General features: G+C 66.8%; 17 protein-coding genes. 13 read left to right on the forward strand and 4 right to left on the reverse strand.

Annotation, left to right across the window (positions count from 1 at the left end; all coding sequences use genetic code 11):
- Positions 1-10: 10 nt before the first annotated feature.
- The 4 genes from KTR9_RS07380 (at position 11) to KTR9_RS07395 (ending at position 5,768) form a co-directional block, all read left to right on the forward strand.
- Positions 11-622 carry a maleylpyruvate isomerase family mycothiol-dependent enzyme gene (locus KTR9_RS07380; RefSeq protein WP_044506155.1) on the forward strand — a complete coding sequence of 204 codons (612 nt, stop codon included), beginning with the start codon at positions 11-13 and terminating at the stop codon, positions 620-622.
- A gap of 10 nt (positions 623-632) precedes the next feature.
- Entirely contained in the window at positions 633-2,069 is a 1,437-nt protein-coding gene (locus KTR9_RS07385; protein ID WP_010843519.1) for a sigma 54-interacting transcriptional regulator, read from the forward strand.
- Between the two features lie 115 nt (positions 2,070-2,184).
- Positions 2,185-4,188 carry a vWA domain-containing protein gene (locus KTR9_RS07390; protein WP_014925875.1) on the forward strand — a complete coding sequence of 668 codons (2,004 nt, stop codon included), beginning with the start codon at positions 2,185-2,187 and terminating at the stop codon, positions 4,186-4,188.
- A gap of 941 nt (positions 4,189-5,129) precedes the next feature.
- On the forward strand, positions 5,130-5,768 hold the full coding sequence (locus KTR9_RS07395) for a DUF1707 domain-containing protein (RefSeq protein WP_014925876.1): 639 nt from the start codon (positions 5,130-5,132) through the stop codon (positions 5,766-5,768).
- Positions 5,769-5,772: 4 nt separating this feature from the next.
- Here the strand turns inward: KTR9_RS07395 and KTR9_RS07400 are convergent, their stop codons facing one another.
- Positions 5,773-6,708, reverse strand: coding sequence for an AEC family transporter (locus KTR9_RS07400; protein WP_014925877.1), 936 nt, complete (start codon positions 6,706-6,708; stop codon positions 5,773-5,775).
- A gap of 61 nt (positions 6,709-6,769) precedes the next feature.
- On the opposite strand from KTR9_RS07400, the gene KTR9_RS07405 reads away from it, so the two are divergent.
- The 4 genes from KTR9_RS07405 (at position 6,770) to KTR9_RS07420 (ending at position 9,747) form a co-directional block, all read left to right on the forward strand.
- Entirely contained in the window at positions 6,770-7,534 is a 765-nt protein-coding gene (locus KTR9_RS07405; RefSeq protein WP_014925878.1) for a DUF4190 domain-containing protein, read from the forward strand.
- A 152-nt stretch (positions 7,535-7,686) separates the two neighbouring features.
- Complete coding sequence (locus KTR9_RS27925; protein WP_014925879.1) at positions 7,687-8,667, forward strand: DUF4190 domain-containing protein; 981 nt, start codon at positions 7,687-7,689, stop codon at positions 8,665-8,667.
- 180 nt (positions 8,668-8,847) lie between these two features.
- The gene (gene rpmF / locus KTR9_RS07415) at positions 8,848-9,021 is read left to right on the forward strand and encodes a 50S ribosomal protein L32 (RefSeq protein WP_004020060.1); all 174 of its coding nucleotides are present in this window, start codon (positions 8,848-8,850) and stop codon (positions 9,019-9,021) included.
- A gap of 117 nt (positions 9,022-9,138) precedes the next feature.
- Positions 9,139-9,747 carry a trimeric intracellular cation channel family protein gene (locus tag KTR9_RS07420; protein ID WP_014925880.1) on the forward strand — a complete coding sequence of 203 codons (609 nt, stop codon included), beginning with the start codon at positions 9,139-9,141 and terminating at the stop codon, positions 9,745-9,747.
- 82 nt (positions 9,748-9,829) lie between these two features.
- Here KTR9_RS07420 and KTR9_RS07425 read toward each other — a convergent pair whose 3' ends face one another.
- Both KTR9_RS07425 and KTR9_RS07430 read right to left on the reverse strand, forming a co-directional pair.
- The gene (locus tag KTR9_RS07425; RefSeq protein ID WP_044506162.1) at positions 9,830-10,753 is read right to left on the reverse strand and encodes a type IV toxin-antitoxin system AbiEi family antitoxin domain-containing protein; all 924 of its coding nucleotides are present in this window, start codon (positions 10,751-10,753) and stop codon (positions 9,830-9,832) included.
- Between the two features lie 124 nt (positions 10,754-10,877).
- Complete coding sequence (locus KTR9_RS07430; RefSeq protein ID WP_010843510.1) at positions 10,878-11,648, reverse strand: SDR family oxidoreductase; 771 nt, start codon at positions 11,646-11,648, stop codon at positions 10,878-10,880.
- Between the two features lie 191 nt (positions 11,649-11,839).
- Here KTR9_RS07430 and KTR9_RS07435 point away from each other — a divergent pair, with 191 nt between their 5' ends.
- The 5 genes from KTR9_RS07435 (at position 11,840) to KTR9_RS07455 (ending at position 17,697) form a co-directional block, all read left to right on the forward strand.
- Entirely contained in the window at positions 11,840-12,763 is a 924-nt protein-coding gene (locus tag KTR9_RS07435; RefSeq protein WP_010843509.1) for an AurF N-oxygenase family protein, read from the forward strand.
- The gene (locus KTR9_RS07440; protein ID WP_014925882.1) at positions 12,763-14,391 is read left to right on the forward strand and encodes an FAD-dependent oxidoreductase; all 1,629 of its coding nucleotides are present in this window, start codon (positions 12,763-12,765) and stop codon (positions 14,389-14,391) included. Before KTR9_RS07435 ends, KTR9_RS07440 begins: the two co-directional genes overlap by 1 nt.
- Before the next feature lie 140 nt (positions 14,392-14,531).
- Positions 14,532-14,879, forward strand: coding sequence for a hypothetical protein (locus tag KTR9_RS07445; RefSeq protein WP_044506164.1), 348 nt, complete (start codon positions 14,532-14,534; stop codon positions 14,877-14,879).
- Positions 14,879-17,377, forward strand: coding sequence for a nitrite reductase large subunit NirB (nirB, locus tag KTR9_RS07450; RefSeq protein ID WP_014925884.1), 2,499 nt, complete (start codon positions 14,879-14,881; stop codon positions 17,375-17,377). Before KTR9_RS07445 ends, nirB begins: the two co-directional genes overlap by 1 nt.
- Entirely contained in the window at positions 17,374-17,697 is a 324-nt protein-coding gene (locus tag KTR9_RS07455; RefSeq protein ID WP_044506166.1) for a Rieske (2Fe-2S) protein, read from the forward strand. Before nirB ends, KTR9_RS07455 begins: the two co-directional genes overlap by 4 nt.
- 161 nt (positions 17,698-17,858) lie before the next feature.
- On the opposite strand, the gene KTR9_RS07460 is transcribed toward KTR9_RS07455, so the two are convergent.
- Positions 17,859-18,167, reverse strand: a complete 309-nt coding sequence (locus KTR9_RS07460) for a GIY-YIG nuclease family protein (protein ID WP_014925886.1) — start codon at positions 18,165-18,167, stop codon at positions 17,859-17,861.
- Positions 18,168-18,200 lie beyond the last annotated feature (33 nt).

Consider the following 18,200-nt stretch of genomic DNA (forward strand, 5'->3'; position numbering starts at 1 on the left):
GCCGTCGGACATGACCATCGCAGATCTGAGTGCCGGCGCACGGCATCGCGAAGTCACTGCAGGCTTCGCCGACGTGATCGCCGACGTCTCCGACTGGAACGCCCCGACGCCGGTCGACGGGTGGGTGGCGCGCGATGTCGTCGCCCATCTCGTCGACTGGTTCACCGGCTTCCTCGCCGCCGGTGGCGTCGAACTCCCGGCCGGTCCGGCCGTCGCCGACGACCCGGGCGCGGCGTGGTCGGCGCACACGGCGGGGGTGCAGGCCCTGCTCGACGGGCCGCCGGCCGAAGACGCCTTCAGCCATCCCATGGCCGGGGAGCACCGTCTCGCCGATGCGATCGACCGGTTCTACACGGCCGACGTGTACATGCACACCTGGGATCTGGCCCGATCCCAGGGCGCGACCCCCGACCTCGACCCCGTATTCGCCGAGCAACTGCTCGCGGGCATGGCGCCGATCGACGACATCCTCCGCAGCTCGGGTCAGTACGGTCCGAAGGTCGAGGTGGGCGCCGACGCCGACGCGGTGAGTCGCCTCATGGGATTCATCGGCCGCGACCCGACCTGGACGCCGGCGGCGGCGGACAGTGACGACGCGCACGCGCTCCGCAACGCGGAGTAGCCTCGATGAGGTGCCAGAGGACAACTTCACCACACATGGCTCCCAGTCGACCGAAACCCGGCATCCGTCACCCCGCACCTTGGGTGAACTGCGTGCCAGCGGTCATGTCCAACGCAGTGTGCGCGACGAGATCCGCAACAACCTCCTGTCCGCACTCCGCGAGGGACGTGATCCGTGGCCGGGCATCGTGGGCTTCGAGGCCACGGTCATCCCGCAGCTCGAGCGGGCGCTGATCGCCGGCCACGACGTCGTCATGCTCGGGGAACGCGGTCAGGGCAAGACGCGAATCCTGCGCACCCTGGTCGGGCTCCTCGACGAGTGGACGCCGGTCATCGCCGGTTCCGAACTCGGTGAGCACCCGTACGAACCCATCACCCCGGGGTCGATCCGGAAGGCCGCCAACCTCCTCGACGATCTGCCGATCGAGTGGCGGCACCGTTCGCAGCGTTACAGCGAGAAGCTGGCCACGCCGGACACGTCCGTCGCCGACCTCGTCGGCGACATCGACCCGATGAAGGTCGCCGAGGGCCGCAGCCTCGGCGACCCGGAGACCATCCACTTCGGACTCATCCCGCGTTCGCACCGCGGCATCGTCGCCATCAACGAGCTGCCCGACCTCGCCGAGCGAATCCAGGTGTCCATGCTCAACGTGATGGAGGAGCGCGACATCCAGGTCCGCGGTTACACCCTGCGACTGCCGCTCGACGTCCTGGTGATGGCGAGCGCCAACCCGGAGGACTACACCAACCGCGGACGGATCATCACCCCGCTCAAGGACCGCTTCGGCGCCGAGATCCGCACCCATTACCCACTCGAGCTCGACGACGAGGTGTCGGTCATCGAGCAGGAGGCGGATCTCACCGCCAGCGTGCCGACGTTCATCACCGAGATCCTGGCGCGCTTCACCCGTTACGCCCGCGATCACCCGTCCATCGACCAGCGGTCCGGTGTGTCGGCCCGCTTCTCCATCGCCGGTGCCGAGACCGTCGCGGCCGCGGCGCTCCACCGGGCGACGGTGACGGGCGAGGATCAGGCGGTGGCCCGAGTGGTCGATCTCGAGTCGGTGATCGAGGTGCTCCGCGGCAAGATCGAGTTCGAGTCCGGCGAGGAGGGGCGTGAACTGGAGATCCTCGAGCACCTGATGCGCAAGTCCATCGCCGACGCGGTGCGTGCCCACCTCGGTGGCATCGACATGGCTCCGCTCGTCGATGCCCTCGAGAACGGTGAGCCGGTGGTCACCGGTGACCGGGTGCGCGCCGCCGATCTGCTGGGTTCCATCCCGTCGCCGGACGCCACCGCCGGCGTCCTCGACCAGATCGCCGAGCGCCTCGAGGCCGACACCGAAGGGGAGCGCGCCAGTGCCGTCGAACTCGCGCTCGAAGGGCTCTTCCTCGCCCGCCGGATCGGCAAGGAAGCCGACGAGAGCGGTCAAACGGTCTACGGCTGAGTGCCCCTGCGTCAGGAGCGCAGGAACCATCCCCGCTCCCTGAGGTGCGAGGAGCGCAAAAACCGTCCCCGCTCCCCGAGCCACGAAGGGTTTCGCGACAAGTTTAGGAGAACACATGGCGCGCAAGAGCTTCCATCGTTCGCGCTACCAGCGTTACGCCGGCGGCCCCGATCCGCTCGCGCCTCCGGTCGACCTGCGCGAGGCGCTGGAGACGATCGGCGAGGACGTCATGGCCGGAGCGTCGCCGCAGCGGGCGCTGCGGGAACTGCTGCGCCGCGGCACGCCGGACATGCGGGGGCTCGACAAGTTGCGCGAGCAGATCAACCGCCGCCGGCAGGAGCTGCTCAAGAAGCGCAATCTCGACGGCACGTTCGCCGAGATCCGCGAACTCCTCGACCGCGCGGTACTCGAGGAGCGCAAGCAACTGGCGCGTGACCTCGACGACGACGCCCGGTTCGCCGAGATGCAGATCGGGAGTCTCCCGCCGTCGACCGCGCAGGCCGTCGAGGAACTGTCGGAGTACAACTGGCGCAGTCCGCAGGCGCGCGAGGACTACGACAAGATCAAGGACCTGCTCGGGCGGGAGCTGCTGGATCAGCGCTTCGCGGGGATGAAGGAAGCCCTCGAGGGCGCGAACGAGCAGGACCGACAACGCATCTCGGAGATGCTCAAGGACCTGAACAAGCTCCTCGAGGCGCACAATCGGGGCGAGGACACCACCGAGGCGTTCGACGAGTTCATGGACGCACACGGCGAGTTCTTCCCGGAGAACCCCCGTAACACCGAGGAGCTGATCGACTCCCTCGCGCAGCGGGCGGCCGCGGCGCAGCAGTTCTACAACTCGCTGACTCCGGAGCAACGGGCCGAACTGGACCAGCTGGCCCAGCAGGCTTTCGGTTCGCCCGACCTCATGAATCAACTAGCACAGATGGATTCGCAGCTTCGGGCGGCACGACCGGGTCTCGACTGGGACGACGCGCAGTCGTTCTCCGGCGATCAGCCGATGGGACTCGGTGAGGGTGCCGCCGCGCTGCGCGACATCTCCGAACTCGACGCACTCTCCGAGCAGTTGTCACAGCAGTACGCGGGCGCGCAGATGGACGACATCGACCTCGATGCGCTCGCCAGGCAGCTCGGCGACGACGCGGCGGTCGACGCCCGGATGCTGGCCGAACTCGAGAAGGCGTTGTCCGAACAGGGATTCTTCGATCGCACCGCCGATGGTCAGCTGCGGCTGAGTCCCAAGGCGATGCGCCAGCTCGGCCAGTCGATCTTCCGGGACATCGCCGAACAGCTGTCGGGGCGTCGAGGCGACCGCCAGACCCGCCAGACCGGACTACTGGGCGAACCGACCGGCGCCTCGCGTGAGTGGGAGTTCGGCGACACCGATCCCTGGGATGTCACTCGAACGGTCTCGAATGCGGTGCTGCGCACCGTCTCCGAGACCACCGAGCCGTCTCTGGCGACCTCGGAGATGGCGCGGTCGGGTGTGCGCATCGATGTCCGCGACGTCGAGGTCTCGGAGACCGAGAGCCGTACACAGGCGGCGGTCGTGCTTCTCGTCGACACCTCGTTCTCGATGGAGATGGAGGGGCGGTGGACGCCGATGAAGCGCACCGCGATCGCCCTGAATCACCTGATCTCCACCCGTTTCCGCAGCGACGAACTGCACCTCATCGCCTTCGGTAGGTATGCGCGTTCGATCGACATCGCGGAGCTGACGGGTCTGCAGCCGCGCATGGAACAGGGCACCAACCTGCACCACGCGTTGCTGCTCGCGCAGCGGCACCTCCGACGGTTCCCGAATGCTCAGCCGGTGGTCCTGGTGGTCACCGACGGAGAGCCCACCGCGCATCTCGATCCCAGCGGAGAGCCGTTCTTCTTCTATCCACCGCACCCGCAGACCATCGCGCTCACGGTCCGCGAACTCGATCATGTCGCGCGAATCGGCGCACAGGTCACGTTCTTCCGGCTCGGCGAGGATCCCGGGCTGGCGCACTTCATGGACCAGATCGCCCGCCGCATCGGCGGGCGCGTCGTGGCACCGGACGTCGACGGTCTCGGTGCCGCCGTGGTCGGCGACTATCTTCGGGCCCGAAAGGGGCGTCGCCGCGGCTGATCTCGGCTCAGCGGAGAGGTCGCGGGGTCGAGGCCGTAAGACCGTCTTCGGTTTCCGGCCGGCGATGATCCAGAGCACGATGCCCACCAGCGCGAGCAGACCGCCGAATCCGCCGCCGAGGACCGCGAGCAGCACACCTCCGACGCCGCTGAAGATGCCGGACGCGTCGAGCGATGCGACGACGGCGGGCGAATCGCATCGGAACGAGTAGGTCCCGGATTCGACGACCTCGAAGGAGTCGAACGACTCGACTCCGGAACCGTCGAAGGTGAACTCGGTCGTCGTGTTCGTTCCCGGTGCCAGCGCGGCGGGGCCGGTGATCTCACAGCCCGGCACGCCGTTCGAGGCGCTGGTACTGAACAACTGGAACTCGTCGCCCGCTTCGTAGTACTGCTCGGCGGTCGGATTCACCTCGAACGCCTTGTCCGCCTGGTCGACCACAGTGCCGATGCCGGCGACTGCGAGGACCACTCCGACCGCGACCGACAGGACCAGGATCAGGACGCCGACCATGGTCAGGATCTTGCCCCACCGTCGCATCCCGGCGCGGTCCTTGCGCGGGGGAGGAGGCGGTGGATAGCCGCCGTATGACCCGGGTTGTCCGAAGCCTCCCGACGGTGCGTACCCGCTGTCCGGGAATGGCGACTGCGGGGGATTCGGCTGGCCGTACGGCGGCTGGTATCCCGAGGGTTCCGGTCCCGGCCGGCCGGCGCCGGGCTGGCCCGGATCGTAGGGCTGGTTCATCTTCGCCTCCGATGTACGCCGGTCGGCTGTCTGTCCCGCCCGGACGCGATGAATTATGCCGCTCGGCGGGATCTTTCGTCGGGCAGTTGCGCAGAGGGTCGTCGAAACGAGATCGCAGATGAGCGTCTCTCGGGGTCGACTCCGGGGGAAAAGATCAGGGTGGTTCAGCCGGACTCGGCCAACTAGGGTCTGCAGACGTGACCCAACCCGGTGAACCATCGACTCCCGACGACCGTCGAGCCCGGCTCCGTGCCGCGGACGCGGACCGCGAACTGGTCCACGAGATTCTCTCCGCCGCCATGGCGCACGGCAGCCTCTCTCCGACCGAATATGAGGAGCGTGCCGGAAAAGCGGTGCTCGCCAAGACTTTCGGTGACCTCGATCTCCTCACCGACGACCTCCCGGTGGCTCAGCTCGGCGTCGCGATGCCCGCGGCCAGCCTGTCCCCGGGGCCGCGCGTCACGGGCGGGAGCGGGGATGTGGCCGTTCGCCACCGATTGGCGATCATGTCCGGCAGCGAGTTGTCGGGGACCGCGGTGGTCGCTGATCAGCTCACCGCCACCGCCATCATGGGCGGGGTCGAACTCGATCTGCGAGAGGTGGAGTTCATCGCGCCGGTGCTGACTCTCCAGTGCATGGCGATCATGGGCGGCGTCGAGATCAAGGTGCCCGACGGGGTGACCGTCGAGATCGGCGGACTGGGCATCATGGGCGGTTTCAGCGGCAGGTCGCAGAAGGCATCTCGGCCCGGCGCACCGGTCGTGCGGGTGACGGGACTGGCGCTGATGGGTGGCGTCGACGTCAAACACGTGTCCCGAGACGAGCCGGACGTCTGACCGTTCAGGCCAGCACGAGGGCGATGACCATGATGGTCGGTATCGACGCGAGCGTCGTGATCAATGCCGTGTCCCGGGCGAGGATCTGGCCGCGCCGATAACGGGTGGCGTACACCAGGACATTCTGTGCGGTGGGCAACGCCGCGATGACCACCTGCGCGAACAGCGCTTCGCCCGTCTGTCCGAAGCCCCAACGGGCGACGGCGTACACGGTGATCGGCATGGCGACCATCTTCAGGATGCTCGCCAGTGCGATGTCGCGGCGCGGGCTCTGTCCCTTCTTGAACACCGCCACACCGGTCAGGGACAAGCCGAACGCGAGCAGGGCCGCCGGCACCGAGGCATCACCCAGCATCTTCAGTGGAGACATGACCGCGGCCGGAGGCGTCCAGCCGATCAGCGAGATCGCCAGACCGGCGAGTCCGCCGACGACGATCGGATTCGTGATCGGGGCGACGAGGGAGTCCCTCAGCAGTGAGCGTCCCGAATCACGGTCGAGCGCGGTGAGATCGAGCGCGAGCAGTGCCACCGGTGAGTAGATCAGGATCTGGAACAGCAGCAGCGGAGCGATGAACGACGCGTCGTCGAGGACGAAGATCGCGATCGGCAGTCCGAGATTCACGCTGTTCACGTACGACGCCGACAGTCCGCCGATCACGAGTTCGGGGACCGCGCGCCGGAGCCAGAGCCTGGCGATCACCACGTAGACGGCACCCATGAGGAATGCGCTGCCACCGGCGATCACGAGCGTCGCCGAGAAGATGACCGACAGGTCGGAGGTGACCATCGAATGGAACAGGAGTGCCGGGGTGAAGACGAAGAACACCAGCCGGGACAGGACTTCGTGGGCATGGTCGCCGATGACTCGCGTGCGCCCGAGGACGTAACCCACCCCGACTACAATGAAGATCACCGTGAAGCCGGAGATGACGCCAGACACCGGTCGAGTCTAGTCGTTAGGCTGGTGAACACATCGTGTCGGATCTACATGGGGGTTGTGCGTGAGTTATCCACCGGGACAGGGCTCAGGCCAGGGCCAGGACGACTGGGGGACGGTGCCGAGCTCGGGCCCTTCGGGTAACTCGGGTCCCAACCTCAGCAAGGGTGACCAGGGCCAGGGCGCCGCCCCGGAGTACGCGCCGACCGAATACGGCCAGACCTACCAGCCGGGCCCGTCGTCGGACCCCTACGGCCAGAATCCCTACGGTCAGAATCCGTACGGGCAGAGTCCTTCCGGCCAGAGTGCCTATGGCCAGGACCAGTACGGCCAGAGTCCCTACGGATCGCCGTCCGGCAACCAGGGATACGGGACGCCGAGCCAGGATCCCTATGCGCAACCCCCGGGCGGGTCCTACGGCCAGTACAACGATCCGTACCAGGCCGGCCAGGCTCCTGCCTACGGCAGCGCCTACGGGTCGCAGAATCCGTACGGAGCCGCACCCTACGGCGGCGGTTACGGATACCCGGCGCCGCAGAAGAGCACCAACGGCAAGGCGATCGGGGCGTTGATCTCGGGAATCGTCGGTCTGGTCATGCTCGCCGCGTGCTTCCTGATCTCGTTCCCGGTCGGCATCGCCGCGGTGGTCCTCGGCTTCATGGCCCGACGCGAGGTCGAACAAACCGGTGATACGCAGACGGGATCGGGAATGGCGCTCGCCGGGATCATCACCGGCGCGCTGGCCATCGTGGGCGCGATCGTGTGGGTGGTCATCTTCATAGTCATCATCGCGGCCGGCAATTCGACGGACTCCGTCTACTACTACTGAACGAATATCGGGCCGATCGAGCGCCATGATCATCGACTTCGGCCCAGTTCGGAGCCCTTTTCACTAGGCTGTGCAGAATGCACGGCCGGGTGTGCGTGCACGCATCCACCCTGCGTCGCCCCGCTGCGCGCACAGCTCGTGAAAGGCACCTGATGACCACTCCGACCGGAGGTGGCGATCCGACGGATCCGGCCTCATCACCCACCCCGCCGTCGGACGCCTCGGCAACCGACCCGTCGCCGTGGGAACCGACCCAGAAGTCGGCCGTCCCCGATGCCGAGCCGGACTCCGTACCGGTGACGTCGACACCAGGGGCCGGACCCGACGACACGGAGATTCCCGAGTCGCACAGTCCGGCCGACGGCGTCACCCGTGTCATCCGTACCGGACCTGCCTCGGATCCCCCCTCTGCGCAGCGGGTTTCGCCGCCGCCGGGGACAGGCGCTCCCGGGTCGGGTGGTGGCCGCGGCCCCGGTGGCCCGCCCCCGTCGGGTTACGACTCCACGCGCGTGATCTCGACGCGGCCGCCGGCAGCGGGACCGCCGCCCGGGCAGGCGCCGCCACCACCTCCCCGGCAGGGCCACGGTCCGCAGCAGGGGTTCGGTCAACCGCAGGGATACGGTCAGCAACCGCAGGGCCCCGGGCAACGTCAGGGTCACGGGCAAGCGCAGGGTTACGGGCAACCGCAGGGCCATGGGCAACCGGGCTCCGGCCAACCGGGGTACGGCCCACCGCAGGGATACGGTCGACCCCCTCAGGGTCCGGTCCCGGGCCGGCAAGGCCAGCAGTTCACGCCGCCCGGCGAGGGCCGCCCTCCTGGATCGGAATCCGCTGAACCCCGCTCCGCCGAGACCACCGGCGACGACGCCGGCGGCTCGTCGACCAACACACTGGCCGTGGGAGCGCTCGTCGCCTCGCTGCTGGGTCTCCTGTGCAGTGGGATCGGCGGCCTCATCGGGCTGGTGCTCGGGATCGTCGCACGCAAACAGATAGCAGCGTCGGGCGGCAGGCAGACCGGGGACGGTGTTGCGCTGACCGCGATCATCATCGGTGCGTTCATCATCGTCGTCTGGGTCGCGTACTGGCTGGCGATCGCGCTGACCGACCTGCAGTCGCCGTGGAGCTACCTCTGAGAAGTGCGCTCACGGATGTCGCCGGATCGGCCATTTTGGAGCTGGACGTCCCCGCCAGGTAGTCTGGTCGGGTTGTGTGCCACGGCCGCGTCGGGTCGATGGGTGCACTGATGGGGCCGACCCAGTGATGCATGGCGTCACCATCGGCCACGCAGACCACAGTAGGAGAAGGGCTCAACCATGGCTGTACCGAAGCGCCGGATGTCGCGGGCGAACACCCGTAGCCGTCGTTCGCAGTGGAAGGCGGAAAACCCCGCACTGCAAGAAGAGAAGGTGAACGGCGTCCCCGTGCGGATTCCGCGTCGTCTGGTCAAGGCGGCCCGCGCCGGTCTCATCGATCTGGATCGTCGCTAGCCTCGTCCGGTCGCCGTTCCGGCACCGCATTGACGTACCGATGACCGCCTCCGGTCCGACCGGGGGCGGTCATTCGTGTGCCGGCGGTCTTCCCCGTCCCTGATCCTGAGGTGATCCGTGCTGCTCGACGTGCTCAACTTCGCGGGTATCGCGGTATTCGCGGCGTCGGGTGCCATGCTCGGGGTCCGCAAGGACTTCGACATGTGGGGGATCGTCACCGTCGGCGTGCTCACCGGTGTCGGCGGTGGCGTCTTGCGCGACGTGCTGCTCGGCATCACCCCGCCCGCGTCGATCAACGGATGGGGTCCCATCGTCACCGCGACCGTCGCCGGCCTCGTCGTCTTCTTCTTCCATCCCGCATTTACCGCGCTGCACCGGTCGATCCTGGTGCTCGACGCGTTCGGGATGGGGCTCTTCGCCGCGACCGGCGCGAGCATCGCCCTCGACGTCGGGGCGAGCGCCTTTGCCGCGACGACCGTCGGTCTGCTCACCGCGGTCGGCGGTGGCGTGCTCCGCGACGTGATAGCCAACGAGGTCCCGCTCCTCCTCCAACCGTTCGACCTCTACGCCGTGCCCGCGGTGCTCGGTGCCGCCATCGTCGCGGTCGGCGCCACCTATACGTCCGCGCCGCACTGGATCTGGCTCGTCGTCGGATCGGTTCTCGCGACCGGACTGCGGCTGGTGAGTCTGCGGTTCGCCTTGCGGCTCCCGACCGCACGCCGCTGACCGCCCCGCAAACCCACCCCTTTTCCGTGAACCCACCCGGTCAGAGAGCGGTGGATTTGCGGAAAAGGGGTGGGTTTGCCGGTCACTCGATGCCGCCGAATCGAAGCGCCTTCTTGATCTGCGCGTAGAAGCGCGCCTTGTCGGCGAGGTCCGGCCATGTCCACCGCACGACGATGTACCCCTGCGCGCGCAGCTTGTCCTCACGCGCCTTCTCCTTGACCACCGTCTGCCGGGCGGGCTCGGTGCCCAGGCCGCCGCTGTACTTGACCATGCCGTCGAACTCGCCGATCACCCTGTTCGCCAGCAAGAAGTCGACGCGAGCGATGAACCTGCCGTGGTCGTCGACGATCTTCACTAGTTGTCGCGGTACCGGTAGGTCGGGAAACTCGAGCATGACTGCACGACTGAGGGACTCGCCGACACTTTCCGACGATGCGTTCGCGTGCGCCAGCGCGCGGCGAAGCATCTCGACCCCTTTGAACCCTCGGCACGAGTCGAGGATCTGTCTCATCCGGTCGGGATCGGCGTCGCGTCGAAGCGCGGCATCGAGCACCGCGAGGGCCTGCCGGTTGGTTCCCATGCGGGCGACATCACACGCCGTGCGCTCGATGGATGTCACCGTGACCCCGTCGACGACCTCGATGTCCGGCAGATCGACGATGGCCTGATGTCTGATGATGTTCGTGGCCCGTTTCCCGACTCTCGGCGACGTCACATGAACCTTCGACAGGTCGGGCCACAGCATCGGCAACCTGTGCATGGCAGCCGAGGACACGTGACTGAAGATCCGACCGGGTCGTCCCGCCCTTGCCGCAGCGATGACGGTCAGACGGTGCCTCTCGATGGCGTGAAGTTCGCTGACCACGGTGAAGTCGGCCATCGCGCCCGGCCAGAGCCGGGCGAGGGTCTTGGTGCTGACCATGCGCCGCAGCTGTTCGTCGCTGATGAGGGTGCCGGCGGTTTCGCTGCGCAGGATCAGGCCGTGCGGGTCGGTGGGTAGGTCCATACGAGTCAGACGCACAAACGCCCCGTCCGGACCCACCTACCGACAAACCCACCCTTTTTCCGCAAACCCACCGAATCCAAGCGAGGTGAATTTACAGAAAAAGGGTGGGTTTGAGGGTTCGGGTCTACTGGGCGATGTACTTGTTCACGGTCCGGTTCAGGAAGTTCGGGATGAACTTGGCGGCGTTCTGGAGGACGAGGGTCTGCGCGCCGACGGAGTAGCTGGTGCGGTGCAGCAGCTTGTCCTGGCGGGTCGGGTGGACCGACTCCCAGATCTTGTCGGCGACCTGCTCGGGGGTGATGCGGATGCCGAGGGTCTTGGTCGACTTCGCGCCGCCGGTCGCGAGTGCGGTCTTGGCCCAGAGCGGCCAGATGCTGACCACCCGGATGTCGTCATGCTCCCACTCCAGCTCGAGCGCTTCGGTGAGGCCGGCGACGAAGAACTTGGTCGCCGAGTAGACCGCGATACCGGGCTGGCCGTAGATGGCCGACGCCGAGCCGATGTTCACCAGGTGCGCGCCCGGCGTCTTCTTCAGGTAGGGGTACGCGGCCTGGGCGCCGAGCGCGACGCCGAGGGCATCGATGTCGATCTGCCGCTTGATCTGATCCGGCGAGATGTGGTCGATCTGGCCCTCGTGCAGGATGCCGGCGTTGTTGTCGAGCACGTCGAGCGTGCCGCCGGTGTGCGAGGTGAACTCCGCGAGGGCGTCGGCCCACTGCTCCGGCTCGCGGACGTCGATGGTGCCGGTGATGAAGTCGGGATGATCTGCCTTCACCTTCGCCAGCGCATCGGCGTCGACGTCGTAGACGCCGACTGTCCACCCCTCGCGGCCGAAACGCTCCGCGGTGGCGAGACCGATCCCGGCGGCGCCGCCGGTGATGAAGATGGAAGGCATGCGAACTCCTAGTCGATGAACGGAACAACTCCGACGCGATGACCTGCGACGATCGGCCTGTGAGCCGAACTTACCGGTGAGTATATTCGCCGATTCGTTTACTCGGTCACACAGCGGTGCTATCTTGACAACACGCATTGTCATTACATCGATCATTGTCACGATCGACGACGACCGGAAGCGAGTTCTCCATGACCGCCGCGATGGAACGCACAGAGAATGTCATCAGCCTGCGTGACGAGGGCACCGAAGAGGTGTCCGCACGACTGCTGGCGTCAGCTGCCCGGCTCTCACGTAACGCGATGACCGAGATCGACTGGTCCAGGCCGATGGACCCGACCAAGTACGGCTGCAGCCCGGAATGGTCGTCGCTGTACGGCACCGAGTACTGGGACGAGCTCACCGAGGAACAGCGCATCTCGGTGACGCGCCACGAGTTCGCCTCGATCATGAACATCGGCATCTGGTTCGAGATGATCCTCCAGGAGATGGTGATCCGCGACCAGTACCTCGGGGACTACCACGGCTCGGAGTTCCAGTTCGCCCTCACCGAGGTCGCTGACGAATGCCGTCACTCGCTGATGTTCGCCAAGGCGTCGGAGAAGATGGTCGGCACCTCCTACCGGCCGTCGAAGAAGGTCTCGCGACTCGGCAAGATCTTCATGCAGACCGCGAAGAACGAGGTCGCCTACGCCGGAATCCTGGTGGCCGAAGAGGTCCTGGACGTGTTCCAGCGCGGCTGCATGCGTGACGACCGGGTGCTGGACTTCATCCGCACCGTCAACGAGATCCACGTCCTCGAAGAGTCGCGCCACATGAAGTTCGCTCGCGAGGAGGTTCGCGATTCGCTGCAGGGCGTGAGCTGGGCCCGCCGCCAGTTCAGCGCATTCGCCGTCTCGGTCGGGGCCTACTACATCGTCACGAGCCTGGTGCAGCGCAAGGCATTCGAGGACGCCGGGCTCGACGCCGACCGTGCAGTCCGCGAGATGCGGAGCAACTCACACTTCCATTCGATGATCCGCAGCAGCTGCGCCCACCTCATGGAGTTCCTCGACGAGGTCGGACTGCTCACCAAGCCCGCCATGCGGTACTACCGGAAAGCGCACATGCTCTGATGTTCGTCATCACCCAATCGTGTTGCAGTGACGCGGCATGCGTGTCGGTGTGTCCGGTCAACTGCATCCATCCGACACCGGAGGAGCGCGGCTTCGGCAGCTCCGACATCCTGCACATCGACCCGGAGGCCTGCATCGACTGCGGCGCCTGCGCCGATGCGTGTCCCGTCGACGCCATCTACCCGGCGGACAAACTCGGCACCCGCGACAAGGTCTTCATCGACATCAACGCGGACTTCTACAAGAACAACCCGGATGTCCGTTCGGGCTGGGCGCCCATCGGCGAAGACTCCGAGTCCTCCGTCACCTATCCGGATGTGCCGAAACTCGATGCGGGACTTCGCGTCGCGCTGGTCGGCACCGGTCCCTCCGGCGGCTACGCGCTGCGCACCCTGCTCGACCGCACCGAGGCGCGGGTCACCGTGATCGACAAACTCCCGACCCCGGGCGGGCTCGTGCGTGCCGGCGTCGCCCCGGACCATCCGGGCACCAAGGGAGTGCTCCGCGGATTCGACCTGCTCTACCGCGACCCTCGCGTCACGATGCTCACCAATGTGACCGTCGGCGACGGCCCGGATGAGATCACGCCGGCCGAGCTCGCCGAGCACTTCGACGCCGTGTTCTACGCGGTCGGCGCGAGTGAGTCACGGCGACTGGGTATTCCGGGCGAAGACCTGCCGGGTTCGACATCGGCCACCGATCTGGTGGCCTGGTACAACGGAGTGCCCGGCGTCGATGCGGGGCCGCCGCTGCGCCGCGGAACGGCCGAAGACCCCGCGATGGGACGTGCCGTGGTCGTCGGTACGGGCAATGTCGCTCTCGACGTCGCGCGAATCCTGGTGTCTCCGCCGGAACTGTTGGCCACCACCGACATCGCCGACCGCGCGCTGGACCTGCTCGCCGAGCAGAACGTACACGAAGTGGTACTGCTGGGTCGTCGGGATCAGGCGTCCGCGGCCTACACCGCGGCCGAATACCGTGCACTGTCGGAGATCCCGGGTGTCGAGGTCGAGGTGATCGACGACGTCGACGGCGCCTCGAGTGCCGAGCTCTCGAGGTTCCGTGCACCAGCCGATCCCAATCGTCGCCGGATCGTGTTCTTGTTCCACAGCAGGCCCGAAGAGATCACCGGGGATTCGCAGGTCGAGTCCGTCACGGTGCGTACCGGCGAAGGGCGCCACCACATCGCCACCGATCTCGTGGTCCGTTCGATCGGCTACCGCTCCACCCCGATCCCCGGTCTCACTTTCGACGACGCTCGCGGCGTCTTCAGCAACGTCGACGGGCGGCTCGTCGACGAGACGGGCGCGATCATCCCGGGCGCCTACGTGCTCGGCTGGGCCAAGCGCGGACCCAGCGGTGGGATCGGCGCCAACAAGATGTGCGCGACGCAGACCGTCGAGGACTTCATCGCCGACGCCGCGGCGGGACGTATCCGACGTACCGAGTGTGCACCCGGCGCGTTCGGGTCCTTGGTGCGCAAGCGCGTCCGGACGGTGATCGGCTATCGCGGGATGCGTGCCATCGACCGTCACGAACGGCGCCGTGGCCTCGAACAGGGCCGTCCCCGGGTGAAGTTCACCCAGGTCGCCGAGATGGTGGGCGCAGCGGGGTGGCGTCGGACCTGAGGTCCAGCTCCGAGCGCTCGCCTCGGGTCAGGGTGCGGGGTCGTCCGCTCTCCTCGTCGAGCGGGCTCGGTGAGAACCAGACAACGCCGCCGTAACACCGAGGCAAGTCGCATTTCATGCGCCTCGCGGATAGTGGCGGAATGTCGAGCACTCCACACTTCCTGCAGGGTGTCCATGCGTTCTCCGGGACGGGGCTGTCCAAGCCGGGACCGATCGACGCGTCGCTGACCTTCGTCGTTCCGTCGGGAATGACTGCTCAGCCTCTGTACTTTCGAGGCGGCAACAGCTCCGACGAACTGATCTGCGTCACCTTGATGCGCGACGGGGCACCCATGCGGATGTTCCCGATGGGCGCGCGATCGTCGGTGAACGTGCCACTGCGGGTCGTCGAGGACGTCGACCCCGATTCCACGCTCGAACTCGTGCTGGCCGCGCCGGACGGGGCGAGCGGCGAGGTCGTCGTCGACTTCGGAATGGTTCTCTTCTGATGCCGGACGACACCACGACGGCGAAGCGGCGCCTGGTCGTCGTCGGCAACGGCATGGCCGGCGCGCGCACCGTGGAGGAGATCATCTCCCGGGGAGGCCGGGACCAGTTCACCATCACCATGATCGGCGACGAGCCGTACGGCAACTACAACCGGATCATGCTCAGCCACGTGCTGTCCGGTGAGACCGCGGTCGACGACGACGACCTCATGCTCAATCCGATGGCCTGGTATCGGGAGAACGACGTCACGCTCTACTCGGGCGACCGCGCCGAAACGATCGACCGGTTCGCGAAGACCGTGACCTGTGCCAGCGGCCGGGTCATCGAATTCGACGTGCTGATCATCGCGACCGGATCCCATACGTTCTTCCCGAACATGGATGGATTGCGGGAGCCCGACGGCAAACTGGCGCGGGGGGTGTTCGGGTTCCGCACCATCGAGGACACGAACGGCATGCTGCAGATGGCGGTGTCGCGTGACCACATGCGTGCGGTGGTGATCGGCGGTGGCCTGCTCGGACTGGAGGCCGCGTACGGGCTGCAGACGCAGGGGGTGGCCGTCGACGTGGTCCACTCACCCGGGCACCTCATGAACCAGCAGCTCGACGAGCGTGGTGGAAAGGTGCTGCGCAACAAGATCGAATCCCTCGGCGTGGGCGTGCACACCGGGAAGCGGACGACGTCGGTACTGCGCAACGACGACGGCACGGTGGCCGGTGTCGGGTTCACCGACGGAGAGTCGTTGCCGGCGGACATGATCGTGGTGACCGCCGGCATCCGGCCGAACGTCGAGATCGCGCGCAGTGCCGGGTTGGTCGTCGAGCGCGGTATCGTGGTCGACGACCAGATGCGATGCGAGGACGAGGCATTCATCTATTCGGTCGGCGAATGCGCGCAACATCGCAGTGAGCTGTACGGACTCGTGGCGCCGCTCTGGGAGCAGGCCGTGGTCCTCGCCGACGTGTTGACCGGGGCGAATCCTCGTGCTGAGTACCATGGTTCGCGGTTGACAACGAAGCTGAAGGTCGCCGGCGTCGACGTCGCCGCGATGGGTGTCAAGGGTCCCGAACGCGAGGACGACGAGTTCGTCCAGTTCTACGAACCGCGCAACGGTGTCTACAAGAGCGTGGTGGTCCGCGACAACAAGCTGATCGGCGCCATGCTGCTGGGTGACATCTCGAAGGCCAACTTCCTCACCCAGGCCTTCGACGAGAAGGTTCCGCTTCCGGACGAACGCATCTCCATGCTGTTCGACATGGGGACACCGAGCGCCGAGACCGGCGCGGCCGAGCTCTCCGACGATGTGCAGGTGTGCAACTGCAACGGCGTCACCAAGGGTGACATCGTGGCCTGTGTGGCCTCGGGATGCACGAGCGTGGGCGACGTGTGCGCGAAGACCCGCGCCGGCAAGGGTTGTGGGTCGTGCAAGGGCCTCGTCGCCGACATCGTCGAACTGGCCGCGGGCGACGCCCTCACCGCCGACGCGTCCGCGGACTGGTACGTCCCGGCGATCCCGTTGACGAAACCCGAACTCATCGATGCCATCCGACGGCAGAACCTGCGGTCGGTCAGTGAGGTGTTCGACAAACTCGCACCCGGCGGCGAAGACGCCACGGCCAAGATGCCGCTCGCGTCGCTGTTGCGGATCATCTGGGGTTCGGACTGGAAGCGTGAACCCGGCGCCCTGTTCGTCAATGACCGAGTGCACGCCAACATCCAGCGCGACGGCACGTTCTCGGTGGTGCCGCAGATGAAGGGCGGGGTGACCTCACCCGATCAGTTGCGCAAGATCGCCGACGTCGCCGAGAAGTACTCGATCCCGATGATCAAGGCGACCGGTGGGCAGCGACTGGACCTCCTCGGTGTGAAGAAGGAAGACCTGCCCAAGGTCTGGGAGGATCTCGGCATGCCGTCGGGGTACGCCTACGGCAAGAGTTTCCGGACCGTGAAAACCTGTGTGGGTACCGACTACTGCCGTTTCGGGCTCGGCGATTCGACGCAACTCGGCATCGACATCGAGACGCGCTATCAGGGCCTGGAGTCGCCGGCGAAGCTCAAACTCGCGGTGACCGGATGTCCGCGCAATTGTGCCGAGGCGCTGTGCAAGGACTTCGGCGTCGTCGCGATCGGAGACGGCAAGTGGGAGATCTACGTCGGTGGCGCCGCCGGCGCCCACATCCGCAAGGGTGACCTCCTGGCGACGGTCGACTCGGCTGATGAGGTGATCCGGTTGTGCGGGATCTTCATCCAGTACTACCGAGAGCAGGGCAAGTGGCTGGAGCGGACGTACGCGTTCGTCCCCCGCATCGGCATCGAGGAACTCCGCGCGATCATCGTCGACGATCGTGACGGACTCGTCGCCGGTCTGCAGGAGGGGATCGACGCCGCGGTCGAGGCCTATGTCGATCCGTGGCTCGATCGCGCCGAGCCGAAATCGCCCGCGCAGTTCACGTCGGCGCTGCCGTTGCTGCCGCTGCCCCAGGTGCCGGTTCGATGACCAGCGTGTCGGTGGGCGCCGGGGTCGTCGTGGGCCCCATGGAGGATCTGCAGCTCGGTGAGAGTCGAGCATATGCGGTGCAGGACAAACAGATCGCGGTGTTCCGGTTGACCGACGGGACGCTGCGAGCCACCGACGCCGTCTGCCCTCACCGCGGGGGGCCGCTCGCCGACGGGCAATTCGACCTCGGCAAGGTCGTCTGTCCATTGCACCAGTACGCCTTCGGCCTCGCCGACGGTCGGTGCACGTCGGACGACGTCGGTTCGGTCGGTGTCTACCGGGTCGAGGACCGGGACGGCGAGATCGTGATCTGGCCCTAGGGAGCGTCGAGGGCGCGGAGCGCGCGCGAGCGTCAGTATCGTCCTGTGGGGCGAGCTCGCGCCTGTTCCGATCCCTGAGGAGCGAGCTTGCGCCCTGTTCCGATCCCTGACGAGCGAGGCTGCGCCCTTGTTCCGATCCCTGAGGAGCGAGCTTGCGAGCGTCACGAAGGGTCTTGGCGACTGCTCACCGTGATGCTCCCGCGGGCGCGACTCGAGAGCTGACGAAGGAGTTCGACGTCGCCGTTGATCAGAGCACGTTTCTTCGCAAGTGACCATCCGTGTATGCGACGCTCGACGGCGTATGCGTCCTGCAATTCGAGCTCTGCTGCCCACATGAGCTTCACCGGGCGTCGTCGGGACGTGAACCCGATCTGCGCGGAACTGTGCTGTTCCATTCGTTTCTCGAGATCGCGCGTGCTCCCGACGTAGTACAAGCGGTCAGCGCATTCGAGTAGGTAGACCCATGCCATCCGCCCATCCTCGGACCGATGCGCGTCAACGGC

The sequence above is a fragment of the Gordonia sp. KTR9 genome (assembly GCF_000143885.2).
In the GTDB taxonomy this organism is placed as follows: Bacteria; Actinomycetota; Actinomycetes; order Mycobacteriales; family Mycobacteriaceae; genus Gordonia.

Bases quoted from the DNA above. Each gene is read 5' to 3' on its own strand.
- KTR9_RS07380 (WP_044506155.1), top strand. From the start codon at position 11: ATGACCATCGCAGATCTGAGTGCCGGCGCACGGCATCGCGAAGTCACT.
- KTR9_RS07390 (WP_014925875.1), top strand. From the start codon at position 2,185: ATGGCGCGCAAGAGCTTCCATCGTTCGCGCTACCAGCGTTACGCCGGC.
- KTR9_RS27925 (WP_014925879.1), top strand. From the start codon at position 7,687: ATGACCACTCCGACCGGAGGTGGCGATCCGACGGATCCGGCCTCATCA.
- rpmF (WP_004020060.1), top strand. From the start codon at position 8,848: ATGGCTGTACCGAAGCGCCGGATGTCGCGGGCGAACACCCGTAGCCGT.
- KTR9_RS07425 (WP_044506162.1), bottom strand. From the start codon at position 10,753: ATGGACCTACCCACCGACCCGCACGGCCTGATCCTGCGCAGCGAAACC.
- KTR9_RS07430 (WP_010843510.1), bottom strand. From the start codon at position 11,648: ATGCCTTCCATCTTCATCACCGGCGGCGCCGCCGGGATCGGTCTCGCC.
- KTR9_RS07435 (WP_010843509.1), top strand. From the start codon at position 11,840: ATGACCGCCGCGATGGAACGCACAGAGAATGTCATCAGCCTGCGTGAC.
- KTR9_RS07440 (WP_014925882.1), top strand. From the start codon at position 12,763: ATGTTCGTCATCACCCAATCGTGTTGCAGTGACGCGGCATGCGTGTCG.
- KTR9_RS07445 (WP_044506164.1), top strand. From the start codon at position 14,532: ATGTCGAGCACTCCACACTTCCTGCAGGGTGTCCATGCGTTCTCCGGG.
- nirB (WP_014925884.1), top strand. From the start codon at position 14,879: ATGCCGGACGACACCACGACGGCGAAGCGGCGCCTGGTCGTCGTCGGC.
- KTR9_RS07455 (WP_044506166.1), top strand. From the start codon at position 17,374: ATGACCAGCGTGTCGGTGGGCGCCGGGGTCGTCGTGGGCCCCATGGAG.
- KTR9_RS07460 (WP_014925886.1), bottom strand. From the start codon at position 18,167: ATGGCATGGGTCTACCTACTCGAATGCGCTGACCGCTTGTACTACGTC.